The organism is Paenibacillus massiliensis 2301065 = DSM 16942 (assembly GCF_000377505.1).
In the GTDB taxonomy this organism is placed as follows: domain Bacteria; phylum Bacillota; class Bacilli; order Paenibacillales; family Paenibacillaceae; genus Paenibacillus; species Paenibacillus massiliensis.
In genome coordinates, this window is the sequence record NZ_KB898188.1 from 368,244 (window position 1) to 393,770 (window position 25,527).

Annotated in this window: 23 protein-coding genes; 8 read left to right on the forward strand and 15 right to left on the reverse strand. The window is 51.7% G+C overall.

Annotation, left to right across the window (positions count from 1 at the left end; translation table 11 throughout):
- Positions 1–25 precede the first annotated feature (25 nt).
- The 11 genes from D328_RS0110575 to D328_RS0110625 form a co-directional block, all read right to left on the reverse strand.
- Positions 26–1,228 (reverse strand): glycosyltransferase, encoded by a 1,203-nt coding sequence (locus D328_RS0110575; protein WP_018884974.1) that lies wholly within the window; start codon positions 1,226–1,228, stop codon positions 26–28.
- On the reverse strand, positions 1,225–1,965 hold the full coding sequence (locus tag D328_RS28835; protein ID WP_018884975.1) for a glycosyltransferase family 2 protein: 741 nt from the start codon (positions 1,963–1,965) through the stop codon (positions 1,225–1,227). Before D328_RS28835 ends, D328_RS0110575 begins: the two co-directional genes overlap by 4 nt.
- Positions 1,962–2,339 (reverse strand): HAD hydrolase family protein, encoded by a 378-nt coding sequence (locus D328_RS28840; protein WP_018884976.1) that lies wholly within the window; start codon positions 2,337–2,339, stop codon positions 1,962–1,964. Before D328_RS28840 ends, D328_RS28835 begins: the two co-directional genes overlap by 4 nt.
- Complete coding sequence (locus tag D328_RS30245; RefSeq protein WP_018884977.1) at positions 2,323–3,168, reverse strand: sugar phosphate isomerase/epimerase family protein; 846 nt, start codon at positions 3,166–3,168, stop codon at positions 2,323–2,325. Before D328_RS30245 ends, D328_RS28840 begins: the two co-directional genes overlap by 17 nt.
- Before the next feature lie 158 nt (positions 3,169–3,326).
- Positions 3,327–4,319 carry a hypothetical protein gene (locus D328_RS0110595; protein ID WP_018884978.1) on the reverse strand — a complete coding sequence of 331 codons (993 nt, stop codon included), beginning with the start codon at positions 4,317–4,319 and terminating at the stop codon, positions 3,327–3,329.
- Positions 4,297–4,887, reverse strand: coding sequence for a hypothetical protein (locus tag D328_RS0110600; RefSeq protein WP_018884979.1), 591 nt, complete (start codon positions 4,885–4,887; stop codon positions 4,297–4,299). Before D328_RS0110600 ends, D328_RS0110595 begins: the two co-directional genes overlap by 23 nt.
- Complete coding sequence (locus D328_RS0110605) at positions 4,884–5,759, reverse strand: RnfABCDGE type electron transport complex subunit D (RefSeq protein ID WP_018884980.1); 876 nt, start codon at positions 5,757–5,759, stop codon at positions 4,884–4,886. The genes D328_RS0110600 and D328_RS0110605 overlap by 4 nt, the downstream gene beginning before the upstream one ends.
- A 53-nt stretch (positions 5,760–5,812) precedes the next feature.
- On the reverse strand, positions 5,813–6,475 hold the full coding sequence (locus D328_RS30250) for a helix-turn-helix transcriptional regulator (RefSeq protein WP_018884981.1): 663 nt from the start codon (positions 6,473–6,475) through the stop codon (positions 5,813–5,815).
- 273 nt (positions 6,476–6,748) lie between these two features.
- Positions 6,749–7,534, reverse strand: a complete 786-nt coding sequence (locus D328_RS30255) for an ABC transporter permease (protein WP_018884982.1) — start codon at positions 7,532–7,534, stop codon at positions 6,749–6,751.
- Between the two features lie 3 nt (positions 7,535–7,537).
- Positions 7,538–8,347, reverse strand: coding sequence for an ABC transporter permease (locus D328_RS0110620; protein ID WP_018884983.1), 810 nt, complete (start codon positions 8,345–8,347; stop codon positions 7,538–7,540).
- Positions 8,331–9,326, reverse strand: coding sequence for an ABC transporter ATP-binding protein (locus D328_RS0110625; RefSeq protein ID WP_018884984.1), 996 nt, complete (start codon positions 9,324–9,326; stop codon positions 8,331–8,333). Before D328_RS0110625 ends, D328_RS0110620 begins: the two co-directional genes overlap by 17 nt.
- Positions 9,327–9,593: 267 nt before the next feature.
- Between D328_RS0110625 and D328_RS0110630 the strand changes: the two genes are divergently transcribed.
- Positions 9,594–9,944: a VOC family protein gene (locus D328_RS0110630; RefSeq protein ID WP_018884985.1), complete on the forward strand. Its 351-nt coding sequence runs from the start codon at positions 9,594–9,596 to the stop codon at positions 9,942–9,944.
- Between the two features lie 99 nt (positions 9,945–10,043).
- On the opposite strand, the gene D328_RS30260 is transcribed toward D328_RS0110630, so the two are convergent.
- The 3 genes from D328_RS30260 to D328_RS0110645 form a co-directional block, all read right to left on the reverse strand.
- Positions 10,044–11,219: an aminoacyl--tRNA ligase-related protein gene (locus D328_RS30260; protein WP_018884986.1), complete on the reverse strand. Its 1,176-nt coding sequence runs from the start codon at positions 11,217–11,219 to the stop codon at positions 10,044–10,046.
- 71 nt (positions 11,220–11,290) lie between these two features.
- Entirely contained in the window at positions 11,291–12,157 is an 867-nt protein-coding gene (locus D328_RS0110640; RefSeq protein ID WP_018884987.1) for a phytanoyl-CoA dioxygenase family protein, read from the reverse strand.
- Positions 12,158–12,175: 18 nt separating this feature from the next.
- Positions 12,176–12,523, reverse strand: a complete 348-nt coding sequence (locus D328_RS0110645) for a VOC family protein (RefSeq protein ID WP_018884988.1) — start codon at positions 12,521–12,523, stop codon at positions 12,176–12,178.
- Between the two features lie 230 nt (positions 12,524–12,753).
- Between D328_RS0110645 and D328_RS0110650 the strand changes: the two genes are divergently transcribed.
- The 7 genes from D328_RS0110650 to D328_RS0110680 all read left to right on the forward strand — a co-directional run bounded on the left by D328_RS0110650 (position 12,754) and on the right by D328_RS0110680 (position 19,694).
- The gene (locus D328_RS0110650) at positions 12,754–13,662 is read left to right on the forward strand and encodes a glycosyltransferase family 2 protein (protein ID WP_018884989.1); all 909 of its coding nucleotides are present in this window, start codon (positions 12,754–12,756) and stop codon (positions 13,660–13,662) included.
- Between the two features lie 52 nt (positions 13,663–13,714).
- Complete coding sequence (locus D328_RS0110655) at positions 13,715–15,055, forward strand: aminotransferase family protein (protein WP_018884990.1); 1,341 nt, start codon at positions 13,715–13,717, stop codon at positions 15,053–15,055.
- Positions 15,056–15,128: 73 nt separating this feature from the next.
- Positions 15,129–16,700 carry a M2 family metallopeptidase gene (locus tag D328_RS0110660; RefSeq protein WP_018884991.1) on the forward strand — a complete coding sequence of 524 codons (1,572 nt, stop codon included), beginning with the start codon at positions 15,129–15,131 and terminating at the stop codon, positions 16,698–16,700.
- Positions 16,701–16,748: 48 nt separating this feature from the next.
- The gene (locus D328_RS28865) at positions 16,749–16,937 is read left to right on the forward strand and encodes a hypothetical protein (protein ID WP_018884992.1); all 189 of its coding nucleotides are present in this window, start codon (positions 16,749–16,751) and stop codon (positions 16,935–16,937) included.
- A 46-nt stretch (positions 16,938–16,983) separates the two neighbouring features.
- A complete protein-coding gene (locus D328_RS0110670) occupies positions 16,984–17,925 on the forward strand; it encodes an aminoglycoside phosphotransferase family protein (protein WP_018884993.1) in 942 nt (313 codons plus the stop codon).
- A 28-nt stretch (positions 17,926–17,953) separates the two neighbouring features.
- The gene (locus D328_RS28870) at positions 17,954–18,877 is read left to right on the forward strand and encodes a YqaJ viral recombinase family nuclease (protein ID WP_018884994.1); all 924 of its coding nucleotides are present in this window, start codon (positions 17,954–17,956) and stop codon (positions 18,875–18,877) included.
- Positions 18,858–19,694, forward strand: a complete 837-nt coding sequence (locus D328_RS0110680) for an RnfABCDGE type electron transport complex subunit D (RefSeq protein WP_018884995.1) — start codon at positions 18,858–18,860, stop codon at positions 19,692–19,694. Before D328_RS28870 ends, D328_RS0110680 begins: the two co-directional genes overlap by 20 nt.
- Positions 19,695–19,827: 133 nt before the next feature.
- Here the strand turns inward: D328_RS0110680 and D328_RS0110685 are convergent, their stop codons facing one another.
- A complete protein-coding gene (locus D328_RS0110685; RefSeq protein ID WP_081625263.1) occupies positions 19,828–25,119 on the reverse strand; it encodes a S8 family serine peptidase in 5,292 nt (1,763 codons plus the stop codon).
- Positions 25,120–25,527: the final 408 nt, after the last annotated feature.

Below are 25,527 nucleotides of genomic sequence, written 5' to 3' on the forward strand. Positions count from 1 at the left end.
CTCCCCTTCCGGATGAACTCCGTTGCTAAAAAGTCATTCGTCGACTGCTCTCCATGAGCTGTGTGCCAAGGCTGTATATCAGCTTAGCTCCCTGATAGCCTCGGTGGCTAATCTCCTTGGCCAGCTCACGAGCCTTACAGGCATACTCATCCTCCAGCATATAGATGGATAAGTGATACAGATGTGAAGCCGTCAGGGCACCAGGCCAGACATACTCTCCAGCCCCCAGCTTATGAACGGCCCGCGCGTTGAATTCGCGCTCAGTATGCGTTGGCAAGATGAGTGACGGCACACCGTACGTAAGTGCGGCCATACAGCTACCATGGCCACCATGGTGAATGAATAGATCGAAATCAGCAACCTGCTCATCAGGCAGTGCGGGTACCAGCCATATATTATCCGGCCAATCTGCGGCCTGCTCCGTTGTTAGCTCCGTGCTGGCAATGACGACAGTTATTGGCTGTCCCCCGAATGCTTGCAGGACCATCTCCAGCACGCGCCGACCAGACACGCCGGCAGAGTCCTCCATCCTGCCCGGATAGACCAGAATGGAGAGCTCATGCTGCCCGGCCCAATGCGGTCGAATGGACGGATGAAGTGGATAGGAGAGCGGTCCTGCATAACGTACGGTGTTGTTATAGATTCGATCCAGCTCAGGGATGCCTGGCACGACATCCACGTCCCCCCTGAAGCACTCCTCGATTCGCTGAACGGGTGCCATGCCAAGACGAGCAAGGACTCTGTTAAGGACCGGCGTAACACGGGGGAGATTACGTGGAGCTTGCCCCCAATGCCACATAGGCTTGCCATCAGGATGATAGCAGGACTGAACCATTGAAATGGACGGAATGCCAAGAGCCCTAGCCGCGAGTAGCGTGTGAAGGCTCATATCGGCAATGACCAGATCAGGCCGCTCCTGCTCCAGCATTTGAATGCGATGCCGAATCCACGACTCTGTAAAGGCTTCATCCAGTAGCCCCATCTGGGCAAAGTAATGGTCCACATTGTAGATTGTCGGCTGGGGTAGAAGAAGACTGTCCTCTGCTGGCATGAGCGGATCATCATCAACGAGCAATTCATAGCCCAGACGCCTGACCCATGCCATGCTCCCTTCGCCATAAATGGACATGCTGACGCGAGCCCCTTGCTCCTTGAACCTCTCAGCGGCTGGAGCATTTCGAACGATTGGACCAAGTCCGCCGCTTAAGCCAAAGAATATACTAGTCAAAGCTGCTTCCTCCCCTTCCCGGTCCATTGATGAGCATGTCGGGCGAACTCCTCAAGCTGATGAGGGGTACCCAGTGGATAACATCCCGTCGCCCTGGCTATACGGTAACGATAGCCCTTCGCCATCAATTGATTATAGAGCGGGGCCACATAGCACTCACCCGCTTCCGGCGTCCATCGGGCAGCAGCCTCGCCAGCAGCTTGCACGAAGTCCTCCGCACGTTCGAATTGATACAAGCCCGTGCTGGCATAGGCAGAAATCACCTCTTTTTCCCTCACCTCGGCTACATAGCCGTCAGCTTGCACTCGCACATAGCTGTATGCCGGAGAGCTGGAAGGGAATACCGATATGACACCATCAGCCTCACCAGCCAAGCGGAAGCTGTCTGAGCCCAGCCGGGTATACGTATCGCAATTATAGATCAGCAGTGGTTCTGTTAATTGCATGTAAGGCGCCGCCTCCAGGACAGTCAACGCCTGACCGTTACGAACATCATCAATGCCCACTAGGACTGCATCAGGAACGTAAGCTCTGATCAGCTCAGCCAGTGGGTAATGCTCCAGATGCTCATTCAGGCAGACAAAGATCGTACCCGACAGATTCACATAAGGCTCCAGGCTATCCAGCGCCCAGTACAGCATCGGCCTTCCTGCTGCCTCTAGCAGCATCTTCGGCTGAGTCCAGCCCTTGCTCGTAAATCTGGAGCCTGCACCAGCCATGGGGATAACAATATTCATGTGATATCCCTGCCCGCTAGCCTGTCCCTACACGCCGCAAGCTGAACCTCGGCAGCCTCCCAGCCCGAGAAGCCCCAGCCCAGATCGTCAATATAAATATGGCCGTAAGGCTTGCCGAACACGATCTCGTCATAGGGAATGCCATAACGCTCCAGCCAATCCAGCGTGAGCTTGCCGATCGAGGCTACCACTTTGCCTGTGTTCCCTTCCCTAGTGCGCATATTACGAGCCGTATAGATAATGACCTCATGGCCCTCGGCCTTCATGCGACGTAAGGCAGCAACCGCACCTGGCAGTGGTACCACATCCTCATAGCTCTGCCCCTCCTGCTTCAGACTGCATATGGTGCCATCCAGATCAATGACGATCCTCATGAGATTCCTCCTTTATCCAGCCGCGCCGTAGCGCATAAATCAGCATATTGTTCATGGCTGTCTTCGGGCATGGCGATGCATCAGGCGGCTCCAGCACGACCTGTATAGCGCATCCTTGATCGCACAAATATCCCCATAATTTATGCAACTCTCCCTGCCCCTGTCCGAGCGCCTCATCTTTGGTTCTCCGGCTCGAGAGCTGGCGCTGGAGACCCGTGTCCTTCACAACCACATGACTATAATCCTTGAAATGTATCGCTGATACCCGCCCACCATATCTGTCCAGCAAGCTCTGCATACTCATGTCCCCTTCCGCAGTGTGAAGCGTATCCAGCACAAGCTGCACGCGTACGTCAGTACTCTCCATGAGTCGTGCGATTTCCTCCTCCCGGAAGATACAGTGCCCCCAATGCGGATGAATTGATGTACGAATGCCGTATTGGCTGTAGCGCTCTATGATTTCGCTCATTACCTGCTGCATTCTACGCTCATCCTCTGGTAATCGCTGTCGCACCATTTGCAGTCCGGGTCCAAGCACGACGGCTGGAATCCCTGCCTGCTGCATCAGACGTGCACGCTGCTCATGAAACAGATACAAGCCCCGACGGCGGTTCCACAGATCGAAATGGCCAAATTCGTAGACGGCGACAATGTCCACCTGGTTCCTCTGTGCTATCGCACGCAGCTTGTCAGGATGCTGTTCATAGACTTCTAGCTGGGAACCACCGATCTCTACAGCTTTTATGGGAGTCTGTCCTGCCCAGTGAAGCGCCTCCTCCACTTGATCCTTCCACATTCCTACCTGATATGCCCATCGTAATCCCAGCATCCTCCCTCCTTATACCCGCATCAGAATAGCCTATTCCTTGCATCTATCTTAAAAATTCTGTAATCCTGTATACTCGGCTTTTGCTGCACTCTGGTGAGCGCCAAGGCACTTTGGAGCACATAGTGCACCCAGGTGAACTCTTAGCCACAACAGCCGGGTCAGGCCAGCTTAAGTACACGATCAGGATGCCGGACTATCCAATCATTCATCATGCCTAGGCTTTGTTCCTCATGGCCAGCAATGCGTTCGAGCCGTATATTCATCCTGGGAACCAACGGACGCATCTCCTCCCGGAGCAGACCTCTGGCTACCAGATTACCGAGCACCATCCATTGTTGAGAGCTTTCCAGGACTGTCTCTGCCACTTCTCGCAGACCACAAAGATTCAAGAAGACATGATAATGATAGCGGCTGTAAGACATCTCCCGGATCATTTTGTACATCAGATTGAGCCAGTCCTTGCTGACAAGCTCAGCATGCTGCTCCAGCTCCCCGCGAAAAACAAGGAAGGTGTCGAGCCCATAGGACGCTCGCTCTTTGACCGGAATGGCAGACGTGTCACCATTCATCACCATGGCATTCATCAAAATCGGGGTATAGTAATTGAAGTCCTGCTCTGCCTGCTCCACCTTCTCTCCTCTAGTGATGTAAAAGCAGAACAGTTCCTGATAATTCTGGTACAGCGTCCGGTAGCTATTCGTTGCTCGTATCAGGTCTTTCTTGGCAATCCGTCCAACATAGCGATAATAGTGATCGCAGATCTCATAATGCTCTCCCGCATCACGAATCACCTCCAGCATGTGCATATCGTGGATCTGTCCCTTCAGCACAGGCAAATAAGATAATTCATATACATCAGCAATGACGCCGACAGTTACCCCCGTACGAAGGATTTCATCCACTTGCTCGCATAAGATTTCCCCGCTCTCGGCAGTACTCTCCACCCACTGTACACCATGATAGAGGCGGAGCTGCTCAGCAATGGGCAGATAGTAAGGCTCCATGATGGACAAGCCATCCTTTTCCGGCCAATAAACCATGCCCGCCTGTGACCAGATCAACTCGGTATTCACGCCCAGGCGCTTAAGCATGGCTGTGATAATAATATTGGTGCAGCTATGATAATTGCTATGGTAGGGCAAGTAATCCATCAGTATCCCTCCTGAACTCGGCTGTCATCGCAAAGATATGCATGAACAAATTCTCACTCAGCACCATGCAGTCTGGCGCTTCTCCGTCTGAGGGCAGCTCAAGGGCACAATGCCACATGCTCGGCTGGATGCGTGTATATTTGCCAGTCTGTGTATGCATGTATGGCATAGTAAAGGCGAGCATATCATGAAAGGCCGGCTCGACCGATATCAGATCGGACAAGGCCAGCTTCCCTTCATGTATGAGTCGACCATTCCTGAAAAATTGAACCACCTCGTACAGGTCTGCATTTTCAGACACACCAAGCACATGAATACACGACATTTTGTCTGTTGTTACGGGAAGCACAATTCGCTGATGGTCCATCTCCATATTGTCACCTGTCTCTCCTGAAGCAAGCCGGAATGGTACGTTATTCACGACCTGGATTCCGCCAAATTGAACAAGCTCCGCTGCAAAGGAATTAGAAGCAATGGTCAGGCGACCTTCTGTGCGTTGTTCATAGGTGGTGAAGCCCTGATTATTAAAATGCTCACTAAGCTCCAGTAGCTCATAATAGACCATCATCCCGTGACCTCCCCCTTCAAGGTGTTACTCCGTCGGAGCATAAGCCAGCGGTAAGGAAGACCGAAGCAGATCGTGACGACAAAAGCTGCATAAAATGGAGAATTGGTAACTCCCTGAACTCGCAGAACAGCGTCCACCAATGCGATCAACAAGGCTGCCGTAATCCGGGCCCAGCGAGCTTGCGGCGTCGTCTTCGGGTCGGTAATCATGAAGAAGGCGAACAATTGAAAGGAGGCACCGACCAACGGACCAAAGGCATAGTACATAGGTTCACCAAATAGCGTATGACGAAGCAGCGCGAAGAAGGCAAAGCTGCTGACGAATGCCACCACTGTATCCAGACGCTTGGCCATGGCTGCCGCAATGAAGCCCAGAATCAAAATGAAGGCCATCACATCCCATGAATTCGTCCATTGCTTGGGTGTGCTGACCACGTATTGTGGAATGAAGGTCAGCACGATGACTAGAGCGATATTGTTGGGATTGAAGATATGACTGCCGCCAAGTCGCAGAGCATGCTTACAGACGATTACCAGCACTGCGGCCAGGGCGTAGGGCCACAGCGTATACGAGCTAAGCAGTAGGCCAATTCCGATGCCCGATATAAGAGCGCTGAGTGGAAAAGACCATTTTTTGTACAATATCCGAACCATGATGAGCTCTACCAGCATCGTCGTACAGACAGACACGATAAGGCTGTCCCAGCGCTGATGAAAGCCAAGAAATTTCTGACCTGCAAAAGCAAAGCTGAACAGGAAGAGTAGCACGTAATAGCGAGCATCCTTCCAGAACACGATGTTGTGTGCAGGTTCACCGGGCTGAACTGGCTTGAAGGGACCTCTTTGATAATAAAATGGAAATTTAAAAGACATATCGTCTCTCCTTCACATGGACTCAATCAGCCTTCTATCTTATATCTCATATCTCAATTCCCGTACAACGGCATGAACTTCCGTTGCTCGGATCGGGTCCGGCGATACTGCGAAGGGCTGACACCCACTCTTTTCTTGAAGATTCGCGTAAAATGCGTTAGATCGGTATATCCCACTTCAAAGCAGACATGGGTAACGGCCTCCCCCCGCATTAGCATGTGCTTGGCTTTGTCAAGCCGTTTGTTAATGATGTAGTCCTTAAAGCCGATACCAGCGAATAATTGAAATTTTTTGGAGTAGTATTGCTTGCTTACATGAATGTGCGAGGATACTGCATCTAGCGACAAGGAGCTGTCGAACAAATTTTGATGAATGAAATCAAGAGATCGGTGGAATGAAGCATGTTCTTGTGAACGATCCGGTGTGCTCTTCGCGAGGCGAAGCCACTCATTGATCATGCGGATATGATGATCGTTGAGACTGCTGAAGAACACGGATGCCCCATAGGTGATAAGCTGATGAAGCGGCCATTGGTCCGAGAAAGATTCCTCTAGGGTCAAAAACACATTTAACTTGCTCCGATAGTGCCTGACAGCAGTAGCCGCCTCCTCTATTGTCCGAATAATGACTAGGTTGGCGGATTGGGATAACTGCTCCAGACATTGATGATTCTTGCCGGATGATGATGTGGTTACGAATAAAACCAGCAAATCCATTGGCAAATACCCCCTATGATGATAGATAATGATCATTTCGCATGTTCGACTGGCACGTCATCGCCTTAAAACCATACTTTCAAATAAATAAAAGTCGAAATATGCAAAATGTTGTAATTATAAATTTATCACAGAGGGAATTTAACATGTTCTGCTTGCTTGGTTTTTTATCACTGGGTAACCAGAGAAGATCCGCTTTTGTATCTCTACAATAGGGCTTACCATGAAAGGGGCAATATCCCATGAGCACATACTCCTCCCAAAAAACGACCCTTAGGAGCCAGAGCTGGTGTAGAATTGAACGGACCGTTTCCAGAACACACGACTGATCCAGAACCAACCCAGTGATAACACGGCGGCGGTAAAAGCCATGCCCCAGGTAGCCTTGTCCAGCAGCCAGCTCACCGGAACGGTGAACACGAACAGCACAGGCAGCATATAAGAGAAGATCGCGCGTGGCACCCCCCCGAAAAAGGAAGCCGGAACAAACAAAAATCCAAATAGCGAGAAAAACACCTGACTGACGAACTGCGCACGCTTCGCCCAGATGGCGATGGTGACAATCACCATGCACATGGAATACAGCAGGCCAAGACCAAGCAAAGTATAAATTAGTGCCAATCCCAACCTCCACCAATCGACGGTAGCCTCCATGTGCACCCAGCTATAGCCGGCCACGATGGCCCCTGTCAGGAGATTCAGCCCAAAGCCAAGATTCGGCTCCGACAGGGAGATAGAAAATTGCGAATCCACAGGCTTGAGCAGCAGGAAATCCAGCTCTCCAGTCACAATCTTGCGTGGCAGTGACTGAAGACTGTTCACGGTGAGCATAAGAAAGATAGTAAAGAACATCTCGGAGAAGCCACGAAAAAACATCATTTCATATTTGGACCAGCCTGCGATGGATTGCACCTGACTGTACATCGTGTAGTAGAAGTAGACGAACAATGCGAAATTCACAGTCATTCCCATGCTCCACAATAGCAGCTGAGCAGGTGACCTCATCTCCCGAATCAGTGAGATCCGCAGATAGCTTCGATAAATTTTGGCATACCGCATGAGTTATCCCCCCTCAGCCTGGTATGAGCGTAATCCCAACCGCCACATGGCCCAGGCTGCGCTTCCCAGCAGCACAATCCAGCCTGCCTGATACATCAAGCCCTCCAAGATGGCCTCCGTCGTCAGACGCTCAGACAGAATATTCGCTGTGAATGAGACTTGATATGGAAAAGGTAGCAGCTGGAGCAGCCAGCTCAGCGATGCAAATACATCCGGCGGGAACCACATACCACTCAGGAACCAGAACATATTTCCGAAAAAAATAAAAATGACATGGTAGCCCCTTACCCAAAAGGAAAGCAGGCCCATACAGAAAAAAATTAGAAAGCTGATACCTGTTCCCAGCACCATGCTCAATACTATATAGATGACATGACGGGCAAGCCCCTCTGCAGTGATATAGTCTGCATAGATTAGACCAACCATGGCTGCTGCTGCTGGAAGCGCCAGAAACAACAGATGTACAGCTCGCCGACCTGCGTGCATGTGTAACATGTACACGAAATAATGAAGTGGCTTATGCAGATGCTGATGCAGGCGACCATTCTCAATATCATCGGCCAGCTGGTAATGGAAGCCTTCGGCCAGAACGATATTTCGCAGCACTGCGACGAAGATCAGATAGGTCACCATGGTACGCAGGCTGTAGCCGCCAATCTCTGAGCCACCTGCTAGGATGGTCACCCACATAGCCAAGGGGATTACCAGTGTATACAGGTTCATGACACCAGATACGATAAAATCCAGGCGGTACATCATGGATTCCTGAATCGCAAGTCTGCTCACGGTAACATATTTAATCCATGGCTTCATGGCATGACTCCCCTGCATACAGCTGTTCGATAGCATCCTCTACTGGCGGGTCCTCCACATTGATCTCCTGCGGTTGCCATTGACCGAGTGCAGTCAGAAATGAAGGCACTTCCTGACGCTCAACTCTGAAAATATACAGCCCCTCCTGCTGCTCCGGATTGTCGGTATGAAGCTCCAGCCAGGCAGGATCGGGCGGAACGGCGAACCTTGCCTTGACCCATTGCTTCGTTCCCATTCGCCGTTGTACTGTTGCCAGGTCTCCATCATAGATAGTCCTTCCTTCATGGATGACAATGATCCGCTGACACAACGAGACAATATCCGCCATGTAGTGACTTGTCAGCATAATCGTCGTGTTCGATACCTGATTGTATCGTTTGATGAATGCCCTCAGACTGCGCTGTGAGGTCAGATCCAGACCGACGGTCGGTTCATCCATGAATACCATGCGGGGCTGATGCAGCAATGCTCCGATAATCTCCATCTTCATTCGTTCTCCCAGCGACAGATTGCGCACAGGCACGTTCAGCAAATGCATCACGTCAAGCCCAGAGGCAAGCTCTTCAATCCGCTCTCGGAAGCTTCGTTCAGGAATGTCATAGATGTCACGGTTCAGCGTAAAGGAATCAACGGCCGGAATATCCCACCATAGCTGATTTCTCTGACCCATGACAAAACTGATCTGTCGTAGATAGTCCGCCCTGCGTCGAGAAGGCATATGCCCTAGCACATGAATCTCCCCTGAGGTAGGTGTCAGAATGCCAGAGCACATTTTGAGCACGGTGGTCTTACCAGCACCATTAGGTCCAATGAAGCCTACAAGCTCTCCCTCCTCAATGCGGAGATCCAGCTCCTTCACTGCCTGTGTAATCCGGTAGGAAGGCTTGACCATTCCCTTCAGCGCTCCTCGCAGACCTTCTCGCTTGACTGGTATTTTGTAAGATTTGCTTAGACCTTTTGCTTCCACTGCCAGTTGCATAGCTTCCCTCCTTGTAGGTTATCCGCTCTGCCATCGTAGCACAGGCTTTCTACGTACAATCGGCTTCAGGCGTGGGATCGAAGGACAACAAAAGCCAAGCGCCCCCTCCTGCCCTCCACTACAATGTATCCAGTACACTGCGCCTTGTCCGACCTGACATCAAACGACCTGTTGCAGGATGAGGCATGGGAACAGCACGAGCCCACATTACTGCATGACCAGTGAATACACACAGGTGAAAGATATGAATGCTAAGGAGGAAACGTCTTGAACCACCAGCCCTTGTTCGAACGCGTGGACACCGTTTTTGTCGTAGTGGAGGATTTTAGGAAAGCAATTGATTGGTATAAGCATAAGCTCGGACTGAAGCCCGTTTTTCAGGCCGACGGAGCTTGTGCCCTGACCACAGGTGAGACAACGCCAGTAACGCTAATTGATGCATCAGTGCTGGAGGAGGAGCATCCGATCTTTAACTTCTTCACAGCGGATATTCAGATTGCACATCAGCATTTGAGCAGTCGCGGCATTCAAGTGGGCCCGATCAGAGATTATGGCAGCATGAGCACCTTCGACTTCCGGGATCTGAATGGTCGATTGTTGAACGTCTGCTCCTTCTGAGAACTGAACGGTACAGCAACAAGGCATCCTTTCCCGAATGGAGACAGGATGCCTGTTGTGCTTCATGTCCAGACTATCTTGATAACGCTTGATAACGCTCTATGGAAAAAGTCGCTTACGGACATCCGCAGGCCAGCTCTGCACCTCTCTACCATGTACATAGAGGAGTGCCTGAAGCCAGCGGTCGATGCCCAGCCCTACGCAGCCTGAATGAAGCTCGCCATGAGTAGGCTGAATATGATAAGCACCACACAGCACATCACCGCACAAATTAAAGGATGCGATCGCCGTATCCGAAGCTCCGTCCGGGGCTGCACGCAGCTCGTATTTCAATGCACCGGACTGCTGGTAGAACTTCATAATACTATCCTCTTGGTAGAAGAAGGGGTCCGTAGCCGTCTCCAAATATCCCTTTAACCCCAATTCGTTAAATAACTCCCACACATGCTCAACAATGGTCTCTCTCATAGCCGTCACTTGAGAGGGCTCACCCACGAACATAATCTCTCTCATTCGAAACTCCCGCCCCCGAAAAGCCTTCACCCGTGCACGGTGCTCATGCCGATAGCAGCGCCCTTCCGCTGAATAGACCTCCAGCCCCTCGGGGATATGTCCCGTCTCCGCCAACTCATCGTACAGATGGAAGCACAGACAGGGCTGTAAATACAGGTTGCTGTGCCCGAAGAGCTCTACAGTAGAGCTCCTGCTCTCTGTCAGCTGGCGGTACTCCTCAAGGACAGCCCGCTCATGCGGGATTTCGGACAGAGCATATACATTCTGTGGATAGTGATAGGCATAGCCGCTGCGCATCATTTGCGGGAGGTTCAGAAAGGATGGATATCTGCGCAGCTCTGAGCCAAGGCGAAGAGCCAGATCGTAGAACAGCTGGTCCAGCGCCCGTTCAAGGAGCGCCTCATCATGCTTCAGCACCAGTCCACCAGACTCGCTCATTGTCGCCGTTTCCTTCTTAGTTGAAGTCGAAGGTTGGCGTTGAGCCGAGCGGGTCTGTGAGTCTGGGGTGACGCCTGCCGCTTGCTGTTCCCGGTTATCCCGCAGTACAGTTCGATGCTTGAGCCGTGTCTTTAGATTGTCAGCTACATACGCTTCAACATCCTCCCGAACCTGGTCCCAACGCTCCCCACTATAGCTGACTTCAAGCGCGTGTTCGCTTACTTGTACATCTGTAATATTCTCAGATAAAAAATAAACCGTGTCTGCAATCTCGGCAGCCTTCATACACTCCCTGCTGCTCTTTAGCGGATACGTGAGCTTCATGGCCTCTCCCCCTTATTGGTCTTTAATACAGGTATAGCTCGTGATATTTGCCCGCTTGTTCCCCTGTGCAGTTATCCTTTGTCAGGCTGTGAATGCGGCTGCTGCTTCTTATGAATGAACTGATCATAGTAAGGCGTGTCATGATAATGAAAGACTGAGGGCTGCGTCTCCATAATCTTGGAGCGGGTATTCAACCTACGCCGGACCCTAGAGCCACGGGTATCCACCAGATGGCTATAGTTCAGTGTTACCTTGTCGGTGCTCTGTGGGGCAAAATGGGTAACAAAGGAGCGTCGATACCGATAGCGGCTCTTGTTCTTGGTCGATCCATGATACGTATTGCCTGTAAAAATAACGATATCCCCTGGCTCCGTTTCAATCTGAATCGCCTTATATCCCTCAGGTACCCGCAATATCTCACTGCTATACGCATTCGTACTGCCTGCCACAACCTCGGCCGATGCCAGCTCAAGGCGGTGCGTTCCCGGAACGAAGAGCAAGCTGCCGTTCTCCGGATCTGCTCCATCAATGCTGACCCATATTGCGTAAGACGTGTCCGGACTGACTCCGATATGGTAATTATCCTGATGATACCCAAGCCCCCTTGTCCCGGGCGGCTTGTAGTAGAAGCCTGACTGGACGGCAATCGGCTCCTCGCCGATCAGTTCCTTGAGCACTCCGATAGCGGATGGCTCCATCATGAAGTCACGAATGCCCTCATTATCCTGATGAAAGTCCCGCAGCCGATTGGGATACAGACTGGCAAAGGGATCATGGACCTGCTGCTTCACCTGCCCCGAGGCCAGCAATTGAAGCCAGATCGCCGCGTACTCCTCACACAGTCGTGTGAGCTGTTCCTGCCGATACACTCGCTTTACTACAAGATAGCCATTCTCTGTAAAGAAATCCCGTTGCTCCTGCGTAACGTACACTGTCATCCTTAAGCCTCCTCAGTCTTAATAGTGGCATACATTCGATACATGCCCATCCTCATCCCAAAAATCAAACAGCTGTACCGTCCCGTAATCCCGAATAGGCGTCGTTCGTATCCCTGCTGACGTCATTCGCGCATGTGCATCCTCAATATCCTCCGTATAGAAGTTAAAGAGGGGATATTCTTCAGCAACCGTATCCTGCTGCACCAGTGTAATTGGAGTCGTCCCACCGACCTGTAAAGTCGCAATGACATCTGTTCGCCATTTGACACTGAATCCGAAATGCTCCAAATACCATGCCAGCGTCTGCTCCAGATTCGGAACACGCAGGAAAACGGTATCTATTCGTTCCAAAAAAGCTTTCTCCATCTTAGCACCCCCGATATGCGTTATAAATTCACAGCCTGGCTCCAACTATACTCTGTCCACTCCCCAGCCTCTCTGCGATTGTTGGCACATCGCCTGCTGCCTGTCCGTTCAGGCCGATGTTGCTCCCACTTCCCACATGGCCTTCCCTATAAAAGCCGAGTGCGTGCGAAAGCCGAAACGGTATGATGCCCTTACACAAGGCACATGACTGCCCAGGAGGAGGTGATACCATGAGCAGCACTAACGCGATCAGCGTCATCATACCTGTCCATAATCAAGCCTATCCCTTATCCATTACACTCTGGGGCTTCAGTCGTCAGGCTCCCCAATTTCGAGATTGCGAGATCATCATCGTGGACGATGGCTCCACCGAGCCGATCGAGGCCGTAGTCGATTCCTATCGAGACAGATTAAATATCACCTATGTAAGAATCCCTCATCGTGGTCGTGCTGCAGCTCGCAATGAGGGGCTCTGCCAATTGAACAGCGAAGTCAGCATCGCTGTGTTCTGTGATGCAGACCGTGTTCCACGTCCGGACTTCCTTGGGGCTCACTACAGGGCTCACTCGGACGGACAGAATCAGATTGTCATCGGACAGGTGCGAGAGCTGTATCTGTCGCAGCCAGAGCGCAAGCGGGACATTCTGCTTCAGCAGCTCACACATGAGCAGCGAGACCGAATCCCGCAATATTGCCAACTCGTATATGGCCTCTTTGACCTTGAGGGACGCACTCGCTCAGCTATCCCATGGGTAGCCACACTCAGCGGCAACATGTCCATACATAAGGATGTGCTTGCACGAAGTGGCGGATTTGATGAGGAATTTAATGCATGGGGCTTCGAGCATATGGAGCTCGGATACCGCGCATATCGTACTGGCGCCGAATTCCGTTATGCCCAAGAAGCTGTAAATGTACATCTCGCTCATCCGCGGGACACCAAGGGATATGAGCAATACATGAAGCGTAGTCATGCACTCTTCGTCCGCAAGCATCCACAGCCAGAGATTGCTGGCTTCCTCAGCTATATGACGGGAGAGCTTAGTCTTCGGGGATTAGAAGCAATGGCACGGGCTTTACCCGAGGAGGATGAGCGGCTTGTCGCTCCGGATCAATATGTACGAATCACCAATTTTTGAATGAACACAGAAAGAGGCAGCTACAAGGCTGCTGATCGAGAGGAGTTCATAGATGAATCAGAATACTGCCAGCAGCAGGGATGTCTACCCTGTTTTGCACCCATTTACGTATATGCCTGAGCACAGCTCTTTGGAAGGCCAACGCTTCGAGGATAGCTATCTTCAATTGCGACGCGGTCAGGGGGCATGGGTATATGACGAGGATGACCAAGCCTATTTGTACGCAACCACTGCTGTCCCCTCTGTAGGGCTATCACGTCCCGAGGTCTGTGAAGCCATTCTGGCCCAATACAAGACGTTAAGCTTCTCTTCTACCTGTGCGCAGCGGCATGGTCTGGAACAGCAGCTTGCTAGTCGACTGTTAGAGGTCTGTGGGGGCCACCATACCAAGGTATTTTATTCCACTGATGGCTCAGGTGCAGTGGAGGCAGCCATGAGGCTCGCCAGACAATACTTCATCGCCGACGGGCAGCCCAAGCGCACGAAGTTCATCTCCCTTGAAGGGGGCTACCACGGAACCACCTTCGGCTCCGGGTCTGTGACGCATCTGGGGATTGGAGCCGCTTTTGGTCCCGGCCTTAGCGGATGCGTCAGCGTACCGGCTCCCAATCTATACCGTCCGCCACTAGAGGGGAGCAGCGACTGGATTATCCGTTATTGTCTGGACCAATTGGAGGAAGCCATATTCGAGGAAGGCCCGGATGAGATTGCGGCCATTCTGCTGGAAGAAGTCCAGGGGGTTAATGGAATCGTCCCGATCCCTTCCGCTTACCTGACCGCTGTAAGGGATATTGCTACAAAGCACGGTATCCTGGTCATTATGGACGAGGTCGGCACGGGACTGGGACGAACCGGGTACTGGACATCCTCACAGAAGATCGGTCTCATTCCTGATCTGTTGGTGCTGTCCAAAGGGTTAACGGGAGGCTATTTTCCGATGGGCGCTACCCTGATATCCCCTCAGCTGGAGCAGCGACTGTTCGGGCAAGGAGGTATATTCCTGCATGGTTCTACGCAGAGTGGGCATCCCGTCGGGTGCGCAGCAGCCCTTGCTGTGCTGGACATTATGGAGAAGGAGCAGGTTGTTCTGAATGCCAGAGAACGGGGAGCATGGATTCTGGAGCAGCTGCGACTCCATCTCGCGGACCATCCCCATGTCGGTGAGATTAGGGGAGCGGGCATGATGATCGGAATTGAATATGTTACGGATCACCAGACAAAAGCACCTGCTGACTTCTCTCTTGGCATGCGGCTGACTTCGAATCTTCGCAAGGAGGGCATTCTCGGCAACTATTTCAATAACGTACTATCACTGCTTCCACCCCTGACACTGACAGAAGCCGAAGCCGAACAGCTGGTACTTGGCGTCACCGCCGCTACCCGCGCCCTGTGAGTAGAATGCTCATGAGCCCTACTTCACTAGGTAGCATTCAGAACATTCTACGAATAAGGAGGTGAACCAGGCCTTGGTTCGATCAAGAATCACAGCAGAGCAATTTCTTGAAACGGCAAATGCAGAGCTGACTCCACGGTACCATACGATGATGGAGTCCCTGTGGATGACTGTCACAACAGGACAGCGGGCATGGACCCGTCAATACGAGAAGCACGAGCAAGACTACCAGAGCTATCTTGCCGCACCTGAGCTTCAAAAACAATTGAAGAAGCTGCTGCTCAAGCCTCGGAGCTCCATGCTGAGCTCACAGCTACACTGGCTAGCGCAGGAATCTGCAGAATGGCGCGGAGACTCAGAGCGGCTTAGGCAGATCAGTTCCTTATGGGGAGAGCTGTACTACAAGCTCAGCTCCTTTCGAGCAGAGCTGTACGGAATGAAGATGGATGAGCAGGCCGTAGGTAGGCTATTGCGTTCATTGAAGGATGGATATTTACGTAAAAAGGTATGGTACGCCGCCATGAAGGTAGGGGACCAGGTGGCTCCTGGCCTGATTCGACTTGTCAAGCTTCGTAATGAAGCCGCAAAAGCTCAAGGTTACACGAACTACTATGAAATGAAGCTGAAGCTACAGCATACAGATCCTGCACTGCCAAGTGAATTGATCCGTAGCTTAAGAAACGGGCTGGATCAGACTTATCTTGCTGCCAAAAGCCGGCTCGACGAGCGCTTGAGTGAGACGTATCAGCTGCAGTCGGAGCACCTCCATTCCTGGCATTATGCTCATCCCTTCGTCCAGACCACTGGAACACCAGACAGCTTGAAGCTGTCCATGGATGAGCATGTGGGACTTCGAATGGGCTCCTGGTTCGACGGGAGAGGACTGGACCTGTCTTCCATAATGCAGCAATCCGATATTCAACTCCGTTCTGGTAAGCCCGCAGCCAATCTCTGTCTTCATCTTGATCGTGCAGGCGACATCCGCATATCCTGCCATCTATCCATGAATCAAAGGGGATTATCGCTTCTACTTCATGAACTTGGTCATGCGGCATACGAGCAGTCTATTGATCGTAAGCTTCCTTTTCTGTTGAGACAGCCTGCTCATCCATGCCTGAGCGAGGCTGCAGCGCTCCTATTCGAGCGCCTGGCTTGGGATGCCTCATGGTTACAGGATATGCAGCTTCATACCACCGCTGAATCAGATTGTCCAGGCTTTGCAGTAGACGAACTAAAGGCAGCACACCGTGATGAATTGCTGATTCGACTCTATTGGACAATGACGCTGGTACAGTTCGAGCAGCAGCTATATGAGCGGCCAGAGCAAGACTTGAAACGTCTGTGGTGGGATACCGTGGAAGAGATTCAACAGATTCGCAGACCAGCCGAGTGGAATTATCCGTTCTGGGCAGCAAAGGCTCATCTCACCACGTTACCAACCCAATACTATACCTATCTTTTTGGGGAAATCGCTGCATCTCAGCTTCAGCAGGAGCTGCTGAAGCAGCATAGGCACTGGCACGAGGAGAATGCTCTGCGACAGCTAAGACAACAGGTCTTCTCTCCAGGAGCATCTGTCCCTTGGAAGGAGCTACTGTCAGGCGCACAACTAGACCCGAACAGCCTGATTCAGGAGTTACGCTAGGTTAGGTTAAAGGTCTATTACCATGCTATAGAAGAAAGGATGAACCCCATGCTGAACAGTGAAGTACGCACCTATTATTTTCCAGCGGATGAGCTGGACTATTATCGTAGACTGAAGCCCTCGCTGAATGATCAGAACTTCAAGCCCTCCCTCAAAGTCAGCCCAGAGCGAACAGATCTCTTTCATCGTATCGACAGGGTGAAGACTGAAGCCACTACACCAGAACAGAACGAATAATAGCATGAATACATGCAAGCACATCCCAATATGAAAGGAGACCAGCATGCCCGATCTGATGCGATCACGCTTTTTTAATGCAGTCCGTTACGATTCTGGCACACATTCCATCCTTAAGACCAGCACAGATCAGGACAAGCTGCGCGATGAGATCAACTGGTACTTGCAGCTTCCATCTGAGTATCAGCACCTCGTACCAGAAGTGCTGGAGCATGGATTGCAGGAAGAGCCGTTCCTCAGATTGGCCTATGTTGGACTGCCTACACTTGCCGACCTGTGGGTGCATAAGCGCCTATCCCCCCTGCAATGGAAGCAGGTGTGGGAGCAACTGGATGAGCTGCTCCTCCTATTCAGAAGCCACAGCGCTATAGTCACTGCAGAAGACATGGAGGATATGTATATTCACAAGACCCATGAGCGTCTTCAAGCTTTTCTTGAGGGATGTTCCTGGGCACAGCAGGTGTACGCTGCAGGCAGCTTCCGGCTCAACGGAAGACTGCTGTCCTGCCCCATCCGTCTGCTGGAGGAAGGTCGTCCAGATCTACGTCGTCTCTGCACAAGCCCCCAGCCAGCCTTGCTGCATGGCGATCTGTGCTTCAGCAACGTACTGTATGCACCAAGTACACGCAAGATGCTGTTGATCGATCCGCGAGGCCGCTTCGGTCAAGCTGGAATCAGCGGAGACCAGCGCTATGATCTAGCCAAGCTGCGCCATAGTCTCAGCGGCTATGATTACCTCGTCAGGGGTATGTACCGTCTGATCACAGCTTCATACGACCTGCATCTGGACATCCCACACCAACAGCTTCGGGAGCAGCTTCGCCGCGAATGGGACAGCAGACATGCCCATATATTAGAAAGCATCCGGTGCATTGAGTGTCTCTTGTATTTATCCATGCTTCCCCTACATCAGGAAGACTCGAAGCGGCAGCTGGCCTTGTACGCGACAGGTACTGCGCTGCTGCATGACGTCCTCATGCACCGTTGACCGAATCTGCGGTACGAAGGGAGAAGCTATGTCCAAAACAATATTGGTAAGAACCGACCAGCTTAGTCATTCGGAATGGCTTGATTGGAGGAGGCAAGGCATCGGCTCCAGTGAAGCGGCAGCCGTATGCGGCAAGCATCCGTGGCGCTGTAGCGTCCATGTTTACCTTGACAAGATTCGTGAACTGCCACACACGCCCGATACACTTCCGATGAAGCTGGGGCGCATGCTGAAAGGAACGGCTGCTGCTCTCTTTGCAGAGGAACACGGCTGGCGACTCATTCGTAAGAAAGCGATCTTTCGACACCCAGAGCATGAATTCATGCTAGCGAATATCGATCGCTGGATTGTCGGGCAGCACACAGGTCTGCTCTGCAAGACGGTTCGAGAATACGCCAAAGGTGACTGGGAGGATCGCGTCCCGGAACATATTCTGATTCAGTGTCAGCATCTGATGGCTGTTACTGGAGCAGACCACTGGTGGATTGCCCTGCTGATTGGCGGACAGCAATTCAGAAGTATACGAGTAGAGCGTGACCAACGGTGGATTGCGAGGATCATTGTCAAGGAAGAACAATTCTGGTACCAGCATGTGCTTCCGGGCATTCAGCCTGCATGGGACGGAACGCCCGGCTCCACCGAGCTCCTCAAGCAGCTCTATCCAGCGGATCATGTGAGCCCCAGCCCACTTCGTCTGCAAGAGGAAGCGGATCATTGGGCCGATGTATATCGGTGTGCCGAATCCATGGAGAAGGCGGCTCTTCGCAGCAAAACAGAAGCCGAAAATCGCATAAAAGGAATGCTTGGCTCCGCTGAGGAGGGCGTTACCGACAGATATTTACTGGAGTGGAAAGCAATCTATCCGCGCTCAGGACGGCAAAGTCCGTATCGGCGCTTCAAATTGTCTAATCTAACCGATGATGGAGGTTCATATGAGGAACGAAAGCATTGATCGAGTGCGAGTTACGGTAGCCTGGTCTGACTACAAAATCGATCCGCGGTATTTCATACTACTGTTTCTATCCACGTTCGCTATAGCTGGCCAGGTGTATCTCGGCTTTTTTCAACGCTGGGATGATCTTCTGGCTGCAGTCCTGGTATCCACCCTCACAGAGCTGCTCTTGTACAGAGTGTTCAAAAAGCATTGGGCCTTTCCCATCAGCGGGATCATTACAGGTATCGGTGTCAGCCTGTTGCTTAGCTCCCACGTGATGTGGGCATATGCCTTGACCTCATTTTTGGCAATTTCACTCAAGTACCTGATTCGCTTGAAGGGGGGGCAGATATTTAACCCCAACAATCTCGCTATGGTCATCATGCTAATAGCGCTCCCACAATTTGCAGTCAGCACACCCAAGCAGTGGACCAACGGCTTCGGAATCATGCTCTTCATCATGCTGCTAGGTCTTATTGTGTGTTATTTGGCTAACCGTCTGGACTCTGTGCTTACTTTTCTGGGGAGCTTCGCCCTGTTTGGGCTCATGCGTCATTACTTCTTCGGTGCTCCACTCTATGCTGCGCTGGGGCCCTTGATGGGCGCATCCTTGCAATTGTTCTGCTTCTTCATGATTACTGATCCCAAATCTTCACCCTCCACCCGGAGGGGACGAATAATTTTTGCCTTTGCTGTAGCTGCGATTGATGCTTTCTTCCGAATTCAGCGAATTCCCAACCCTCAATTCTATGCTCTGTTCCTGGTCTGTCTGCTCGTAGTCGTTCCACACCGTCTCTGGATGTCCAAAATCCAACGACAGAGTCTACAGCCATAGAATCATAGATTTGTTCCATACAAGCAAGCGTAAAAAATCTCAAGCCAAAGGCCCCAAGCCAGTACCTCGATGGTACAACGCTTGGGGCCTTTATCTTGATGATTATCTACTGAGTAACTGACAGTATTCTAGATCAGATCGGATTAACATACAGCTTGCCTGCCGTCTCAATTTCAACTTCATTTCCGGCTGCATCACGTATCCGAATGACGATAACACCACCCGAGAGACGAAGTGTATTCGGCGTATTGTAGTAGGCTTCATATCGTCCTGGAGCAGCCTCGAAGAATGAGATTTCATTCCGTGCGCTGCTGGAGACCAGCGGTACCTCAATCCGGAACGAGGCCTGCAGTCCCGGATCACTATCAAACGTCACACGCAGGGCTTCACCCGGTGTAATCCGCACATCCTCTGTCGGCGTCACATTGCGAATCTCTGGCAGGGCTTGCTCCAGATGGACTGTACGGGTAACGCTAGTCTCGTTGCCAGCCAGATCCCTTGCTGTAACGGTAATCTGATTCTGCCCTTCTTCAATCAGCAAGCGATGGCTGAAGCTTCCGTTCTCCTCCACCTGTACCTCCGCGCCGTTAATAGTCAAAGTGTGCAGGTAGTCGTCATGGACTGTACCCGTCACCCGTAGATCCCCGGCATTCGTACGTATACCATCCACAGGCGCCGTGACCTCCAGCACTGGTGCTGCTTGATCCAGAATGACATGCACTGGTGCGGAACGATCCGTAAGCTTGCCGTCTACCAGAGCCTGCACGCTCAGTGCATTATCACCCACTTGCAGCGTAATTGGCAGACTGAATTGCTGGTTCTCAACTGTCGTAGTGCCGACCAATTCCTCACCGTTGAAGAGCTGCAGCTCAGCTCCATCGGCCGGAGATGTCCCCGTGACTGTCAATGCCTCCTCAGCTGTATAAGTATCAGTGGCTGGAGTTACGATGACCGGCGCATTGACCGGATAGCGCACGAGCGCACGTATCATGTAGTTGCCTTCCTCCACAGGTGAGAGACTCCAGGTTCCGCTGGCACGCTGCCAACTGCGGAGTGCATTCGGGCTACTCTCGTCTGTCGCCAGACCCGGAGCTGCCGTTCCTGCTGGTGTCTGAATGTAGACAATGTAGAAGTCGCCCTCTACCGTTACGGGCTCCTCAAGCTCCAAGCGTGTCCATTCGTTATTCCGCAAGGCTGTTGCATCAAATGGACCTGCCAGCAGCCTTCCTGGTGCTCCACCTTCACCAGAAGCATCATATACCGCATACTGGAAGGCAGTACCACCTGGCTGCGGCCATTCTGTATTCCAGAACCGGATGGCAGCGCCCGTCACCTGAGCATGCTCCGATGCGGGAGTCATGCGTACAGCCCAAGCATTGCCTCCAGCATTGAAGGCACGTGCATTCTCTGGTGTACCGTCATCATACGCAATCTCACCCGGGAAGCCGATAAACGGCTTCAGTGCAATGGATACTTCCTCGGTATCGTTACCCGAGACTGTAACTGAGACCGTATCTGCATAATAATCCTGTGCTGCCAGGGACAGCGTATAGTTACCCTCAAGCAATTGCAGTGTAAAGCGACCTGCTTGATCCGTAGTCACCACGGGAGCAGCTGCATCCTCCAGCACCACAACTCTGGCACCGACGATCGGTTGACCGCTGCGCTCATCTGTCACCACACCTTCAAGGGTACCTTGAGGAATAGCCTCCAGGTTAAAGGTAGCTCTCGTCTCTGTACCGTCAGTAATGTTGACCTTGCGAGTCTGTGGATAATAGCCGTAGGCCTCTGCCTTTAGCGTATATTCTCCGGCTGTATGATGAAGCGTATAGCGCCCAGTAGCCGGATCTGTCTTCACGGAGCGTCCGGTCTCGACTACTGTAACCGTAGCGCTGGCTGGAAGGCTCTCCAGTCCAATCTCTCCTTTGTCTCCTTCTGTGCTCACTGGCGTTTTGGTGGAGAAATCTTCCTTGCCCGTAATGGTAATTTTGTAAGGAACCTCGTTCTTCTCTTGCTTCTCTTTGTCAGAGCTCAGCTCCAGCACAATGTCACGCGTCTTCGCCACACTTGGCAGAGCCATATCTACGATCCGGAAATTATCAATGTACCAACCCGTCTTCACCACACTACCGTCGGACTGTAGACGGAAACGAACGATGACTTCCTCTCCGGTGTATGCATCCAGGCTATAATCGACAGGTGTCCATTTCTTGCCGAGCGTATTGTGCGAGAATTTGCCCAGCTCTGACCATGTATCTCCTCCATTACGAGAAATCTCGACATACCCGTAATCGTATCCTCCCTCTATCTCGAACCAATGCGAGAAGGACAACGTAGCATGCTCACGATCAGTCAAATCAATGACTGGGGAGGCTAACCAGAAGTTGGCACTACTCTCGTAGGTACCGTCCAGATCCGTACCCCATACATTAGGCGGTGATACCGCTTCTACTGGACCTGGTGCTACAGGAACACCGCGCTCCCACTCATCCTTTGTTCCACCATGTGTCCAGCCATTGTCAGAGCCGGAATCAAAATTATCACTATAAATCACTTCAGGGAGACGATACTCAACTACCGCAACGTTGGACCGTTCACCTACATTTCCACTGTAATCCTTCGCTGCAACCGTATAATACGTCGAGCCTGTGACCGTAATGACATCATTAAAGGTCAGCCCTGTTGTCGTTCCGATCGCCGCGTAGTCAGTAGCTTCATAGGTCGCCCGGAACACCGTATATTCCTTCACATCCTCGTCTTGAGGGGCAGTCCAGTCCAGACTTACCTGACCGGTAAAATTAACAGACGCTCGTAGATCCTGAGGCGCACCCGGTGCAATGTCGTCCAGTCTCTCTACAGCGAAGTCGTCAATATACCAGCCAGCTTTTTGGGTCGTATTATCACTGGTAAGAGTGAACATCAGCTGTACCTGCTGTCCCGCATAAGGCGTCAAATCTACATACTGCTTGCGCCAGTCGCCACTAGTACCCGTAAAGGTCAGCACAGGCTCGAAGGCGAAGTCATTCTCCTCAGCGGCTACAAGCACTTTGCCATAGTCAAAGTTGTTCTCAAAATCGTACCAGTGCTGGAATGACACGAGAGCCCCCTTCGCACTGTCACGCAGATCAATCGGAGGTGCAAGCAGGAAGGAATTCGCACCAGCAGCATAAGTACCGCTCAGGTTGCTAGCGAATACCTTGCTGCCCGAATAAGCTGATCCAGGGCCGCTTACCGGCTCTCCCCAAGCCCATGTATTTCCGGTCCCACCACTAGTGAAGCCGATTCGATCCGTCTCAAAATCCTGCGTATATCCAGGCTTCACGCCACTGGATACCGTCACCGTGTACACTTCGCTGGTTACGCTGTTATTTCCATAATCATTTACACGAAGGTAGTACTCAATCTCTCCTTCATTCAGAATGAACGAAGGTATGGACGCTGTGTATACTCCATCTGTGCTATTGCCCGAAATCCGTTCAAAAGGAAGGTACAGCCAATGTGACGAGCCAGCTTCTCTTACAAAGCCTTCGACAGACAGCACCGAGACGTTATCTGTCACCTTGGCCGTCAAGAGAGCATCAGTTCCCTTGAAGACAACCTCGAGTGGTGTATGCTCCAGCACAGGCTCCTCCAGATCATCACCTCCGGTAACTACTCTACCGGATACACTACCCATTCCCTCCAGCACAGAGTTAACAGCATCTCTGGCATTGACAATCCCATGACCATAGCCGTTATTCGGTACCTGTGGATATTGACTATCCGTTCTTGGTACGGCTGTATCTATGATGATCTGTTCCAATTGATCGACCGTAAGTGAATGATTGGCTTGCAGCAGCAGAGCCGCAATCGCAGTCGTATGCGGTCCAGCCATTGATGTACCATCCCAATCCTGATTCTCATAACCACCCCCAGGGACAGAGGAGCGAATATTTACACCTGGAGCGGATACTTCAGGTTTGATCTCTCCATACGGAGATGGCCCCAGCAGGGAGAAGCTCGCTAAGTTACCGTTGATATCCGTTGCACCTGTAGCGATGGATTCAGGATAGTTCGCAGGATTCGCTACCGATCCGGGTCCACCGGGGTTGGTAGCGCGAGTATTTCCAGCCGAGAACTCAGGGAAAATCTGGGCATCTCGCCATGCCTGGACGACAGGTCTGAACCACTCATCCATACCTGCGCCGCCTCCCCAGGAGTTGTTCACGACATCAGGGGCCAGCTCAGGATGCAGATTCCCTTCAGCGTCTACTGGAGCCAGCAGCCACTGACCGCCATCCAGAATAATCGCATCGGTCGTCTCCGGGTTAAAGATTCGTACAGCCATCCATTTGGCTCCCGGGGCAACCCCGATGTAATTGGTACCGTCTGGTTCCGAGCCAACCATTGTACCCATCGTATGTGTGCCATGACCATCCGTATCCTGTGGCAATCTGGAGCCGCTATGAGGGTCATACCAGCTCAGCTCAGGATTTACGATATTGCCTTGGGCATCAATCCCGCGCCATTTGCTGCGCAGAGCAGGATGTGTATAGTCGACGCCGGAATCCAGGTTGGCAACGACGATTCCGGTACCGTCAATTCCACGCTCCCATACCTCTGGGGCATTGACATATTTAATGTTCCACCATAGCGTTGAGGGGTCCACAGCATGCTTGACTGTGCCGCCAGGCAGCTTGTCTGTTACAGCGCTTTTGCCTCCGTCCTGAACGGCTGCATCTGTCGCTGCCTCTTTGGCTGGAGCAAGTGCTCCTGCTGCACCTTGTTCATTCGCTGACTTCTGCTCAACAGCTGAAGCTGCACCTTGAGAAGCCTTATCCTTCACAGCCTCTGCCTTAGTCGTTGCCGAAGCTGCCTCGACTGCTACCGGATCTGTCTTCGATGCAGCCGGAGTAGCATGATCCACTGCCTGTACAGGCTTGGCAGCTGTAGCTTGCGGAGCCCGATCGAGATAACGCGTCTCATTCGGCAGTAGCTTCTCTACCTCCGGAAGCTGTGCGATATTCTCCATTACTTCCTTGGTGCTTGTGATTGCAAGGGCATTGACGATGAAGTAGCTCTTGTACTCCTTGACCTCTCCCTTTTCAAGCTCCTGCTCCAGATATTGCTCCAGCTCATACTGTGTCCGCGAAGCCGTATTCCGCAATGAGCTGATGACATTGCTGCGAACTGACATCTTGACCGCAGATGGCGTTAATTTCTGTAAGGTGGCCTGTTGCAGGCTATTCCGGGCAACCGACTGTGTATCTACCTGTTCCTTCATTTTGACGAGATAGGTGACGTACTCCCCTTGATCAAATTGCTTGCTTAGCTTGGCATCAATGCGACTGGATGCGGCGGGCGCCGAGCTAGATTTCAGCTCAATCTTGTCGGATGCTCCGGCAAAAGCAGGCTGATACAATGTCACGGTAAGCAGGACAACCATTAGTAGTGCTACATGCTTTCGCAAAGCGGCGGCTGACTTGTTCACTCTCTCCACTCCCTTATATTTAGTGATTACTGCAAACCTCACAAAGTCCATATAGATTCCATAAAGATTTCATATAGGTCCAAGCTGTTTTCTAATGCTGCTTCAAAGGTGTCCCTTCCGTCGGCTGCGCCGGATGTACGCAGGGGTATATGTATCTGTCATTCACGCTGAACTCGCGTATCACCGGGTCAAACTTCTTGCTCCAAGCTTCTGTCTGTCGTTAAAGCATCACCTCCCTACAGTCATTGACTACTGAACACTCCTCACAAGAACAAAATTAAAGTCTCCTAGCAGTGCTACCAAAAAAAGAGCTGAAATAGAGACGCAATGAAGGCGCAATAACTGGAAAAGAGTAAGTAAGCA

What these genes read in the sequence shown, in the direction of transcription:
- D328_RS28835 (WP_018884975.1), bottom strand. Translation starts at nt 1,965, where the DNA reads ATGAATATTGTTATCCCCATGGCTGGTGCAGGCTCCAGATTTACGAGC.
- D328_RS28840 (WP_018884976.1), bottom strand. Translation starts at nt 2,339, where the DNA reads ATGAGGATCGTCATTGATCTGGATGGCACCATATGCAGTCTGAAGCAG.
- D328_RS30245 (WP_018884977.1), bottom strand. Translation starts at nt 3,168, where the DNA reads ATGCTGGGATTACGATGGGCATATCAGGTAGGAATGTGGAAGGATCAA.
- D328_RS0110595 (WP_018884978.1), bottom strand. Translation starts at nt 4,319, where the DNA reads ATGGATTACTTGCCCTACCATAGCAATTATCATAGCTGCACCAATATT.
- D328_RS0110600 (WP_018884979.1), bottom strand. Translation starts at nt 4,887, where the DNA reads ATGATGGTCTATTATGAGCTACTGGAGCTTAGTGAGCATTTTAATAAT.
- D328_RS0110605 (WP_018884980.1), bottom strand. Translation starts at nt 5,759, where the DNA reads ATGTCTTTTAAATTTCCATTTTATTATCAAAGAGGTCCCTTCAAGCCA.
- D328_RS30250 (WP_018884981.1), bottom strand. Translation starts at nt 6,475, where the DNA reads ATGGATTTGCTGGTTTTATTCGTAACCACATCATCATCCGGCAAGAAT.
- D328_RS30255 (WP_018884982.1), bottom strand. Translation starts at nt 7,534, where the DNA reads ATGCGGTATGCCAAAATTTATCGAAGCTATCTGCGGATCTCACTGATT.
- D328_RS0110620 (WP_018884983.1), bottom strand. Translation starts at nt 8,347, where the DNA reads ATGAAGCCATGGATTAAATATGTTACCGTGAGCAGACTTGCGATTCAG.
- D328_RS0110625 (WP_018884984.1), bottom strand. Translation starts at nt 9,326, where the DNA reads ATGCAACTGGCAGTGGAAGCAAAAGGTCTAAGCAAATCTTACAAAATA.
- D328_RS30260 (WP_018884986.1), bottom strand. Translation starts at nt 11,219, where the DNA reads ATGAAGCTCACGTATCCGCTAAAGAGCAGCAGGGAGTGTATGAAGGCT.
- D328_RS0110640 (WP_018884987.1), bottom strand. Translation starts at nt 12,157, where the DNA reads ATGACAGTGTACGTTACGCAGGAGCAACGGGATTTCTTTACAGAGAAT.
- D328_RS0110645 (WP_018884988.1), bottom strand. Translation starts at nt 12,523, where the DNA reads ATGGAGAAAGCTTTTTTGGAACGAATAGATACCGTTTTCCTGCGTGTT.
- D328_RS0110650 (WP_018884989.1), top strand. Translation starts at nt 12,754, where the DNA reads ATGAGCAGCACTAACGCGATCAGCGTCATCATACCTGTCCATAATCAA.
- D328_RS0110655 (WP_018884990.1), top strand. Translation starts at nt 13,715, where the DNA reads ATGAATCAGAATACTGCCAGCAGCAGGGATGTCTACCCTGTTTTGCAC.
- D328_RS28865 (WP_018884992.1), top strand. Translation starts at nt 16,749, where the DNA reads ATGCTGAACAGTGAAGTACGCACCTATTATTTTCCAGCGGATGAGCTG.
- D328_RS0110670 (WP_018884993.1), top strand. Translation starts at nt 16,984, where the DNA reads ATGCCCGATCTGATGCGATCACGCTTTTTTAATGCAGTCCGTTACGAT.
- D328_RS28870 (WP_018884994.1), top strand. Translation starts at nt 17,954, where the DNA reads ATGTCCAAAACAATATTGGTAAGAACCGACCAGCTTAGTCATTCGGAA.
- D328_RS0110680 (WP_018884995.1), top strand. Translation starts at nt 18,858, where the DNA reads ATGAGGAACGAAAGCATTGATCGAGTGCGAGTTACGGTAGCCTGGTCT.
- D328_RS0110685 (WP_081625263.1), bottom strand. Translation starts at nt 25,119, where the DNA reads ATGGTTGTCCTGCTTACCGTGACATTGTATCAGCCTGCTTTTGCCGGA.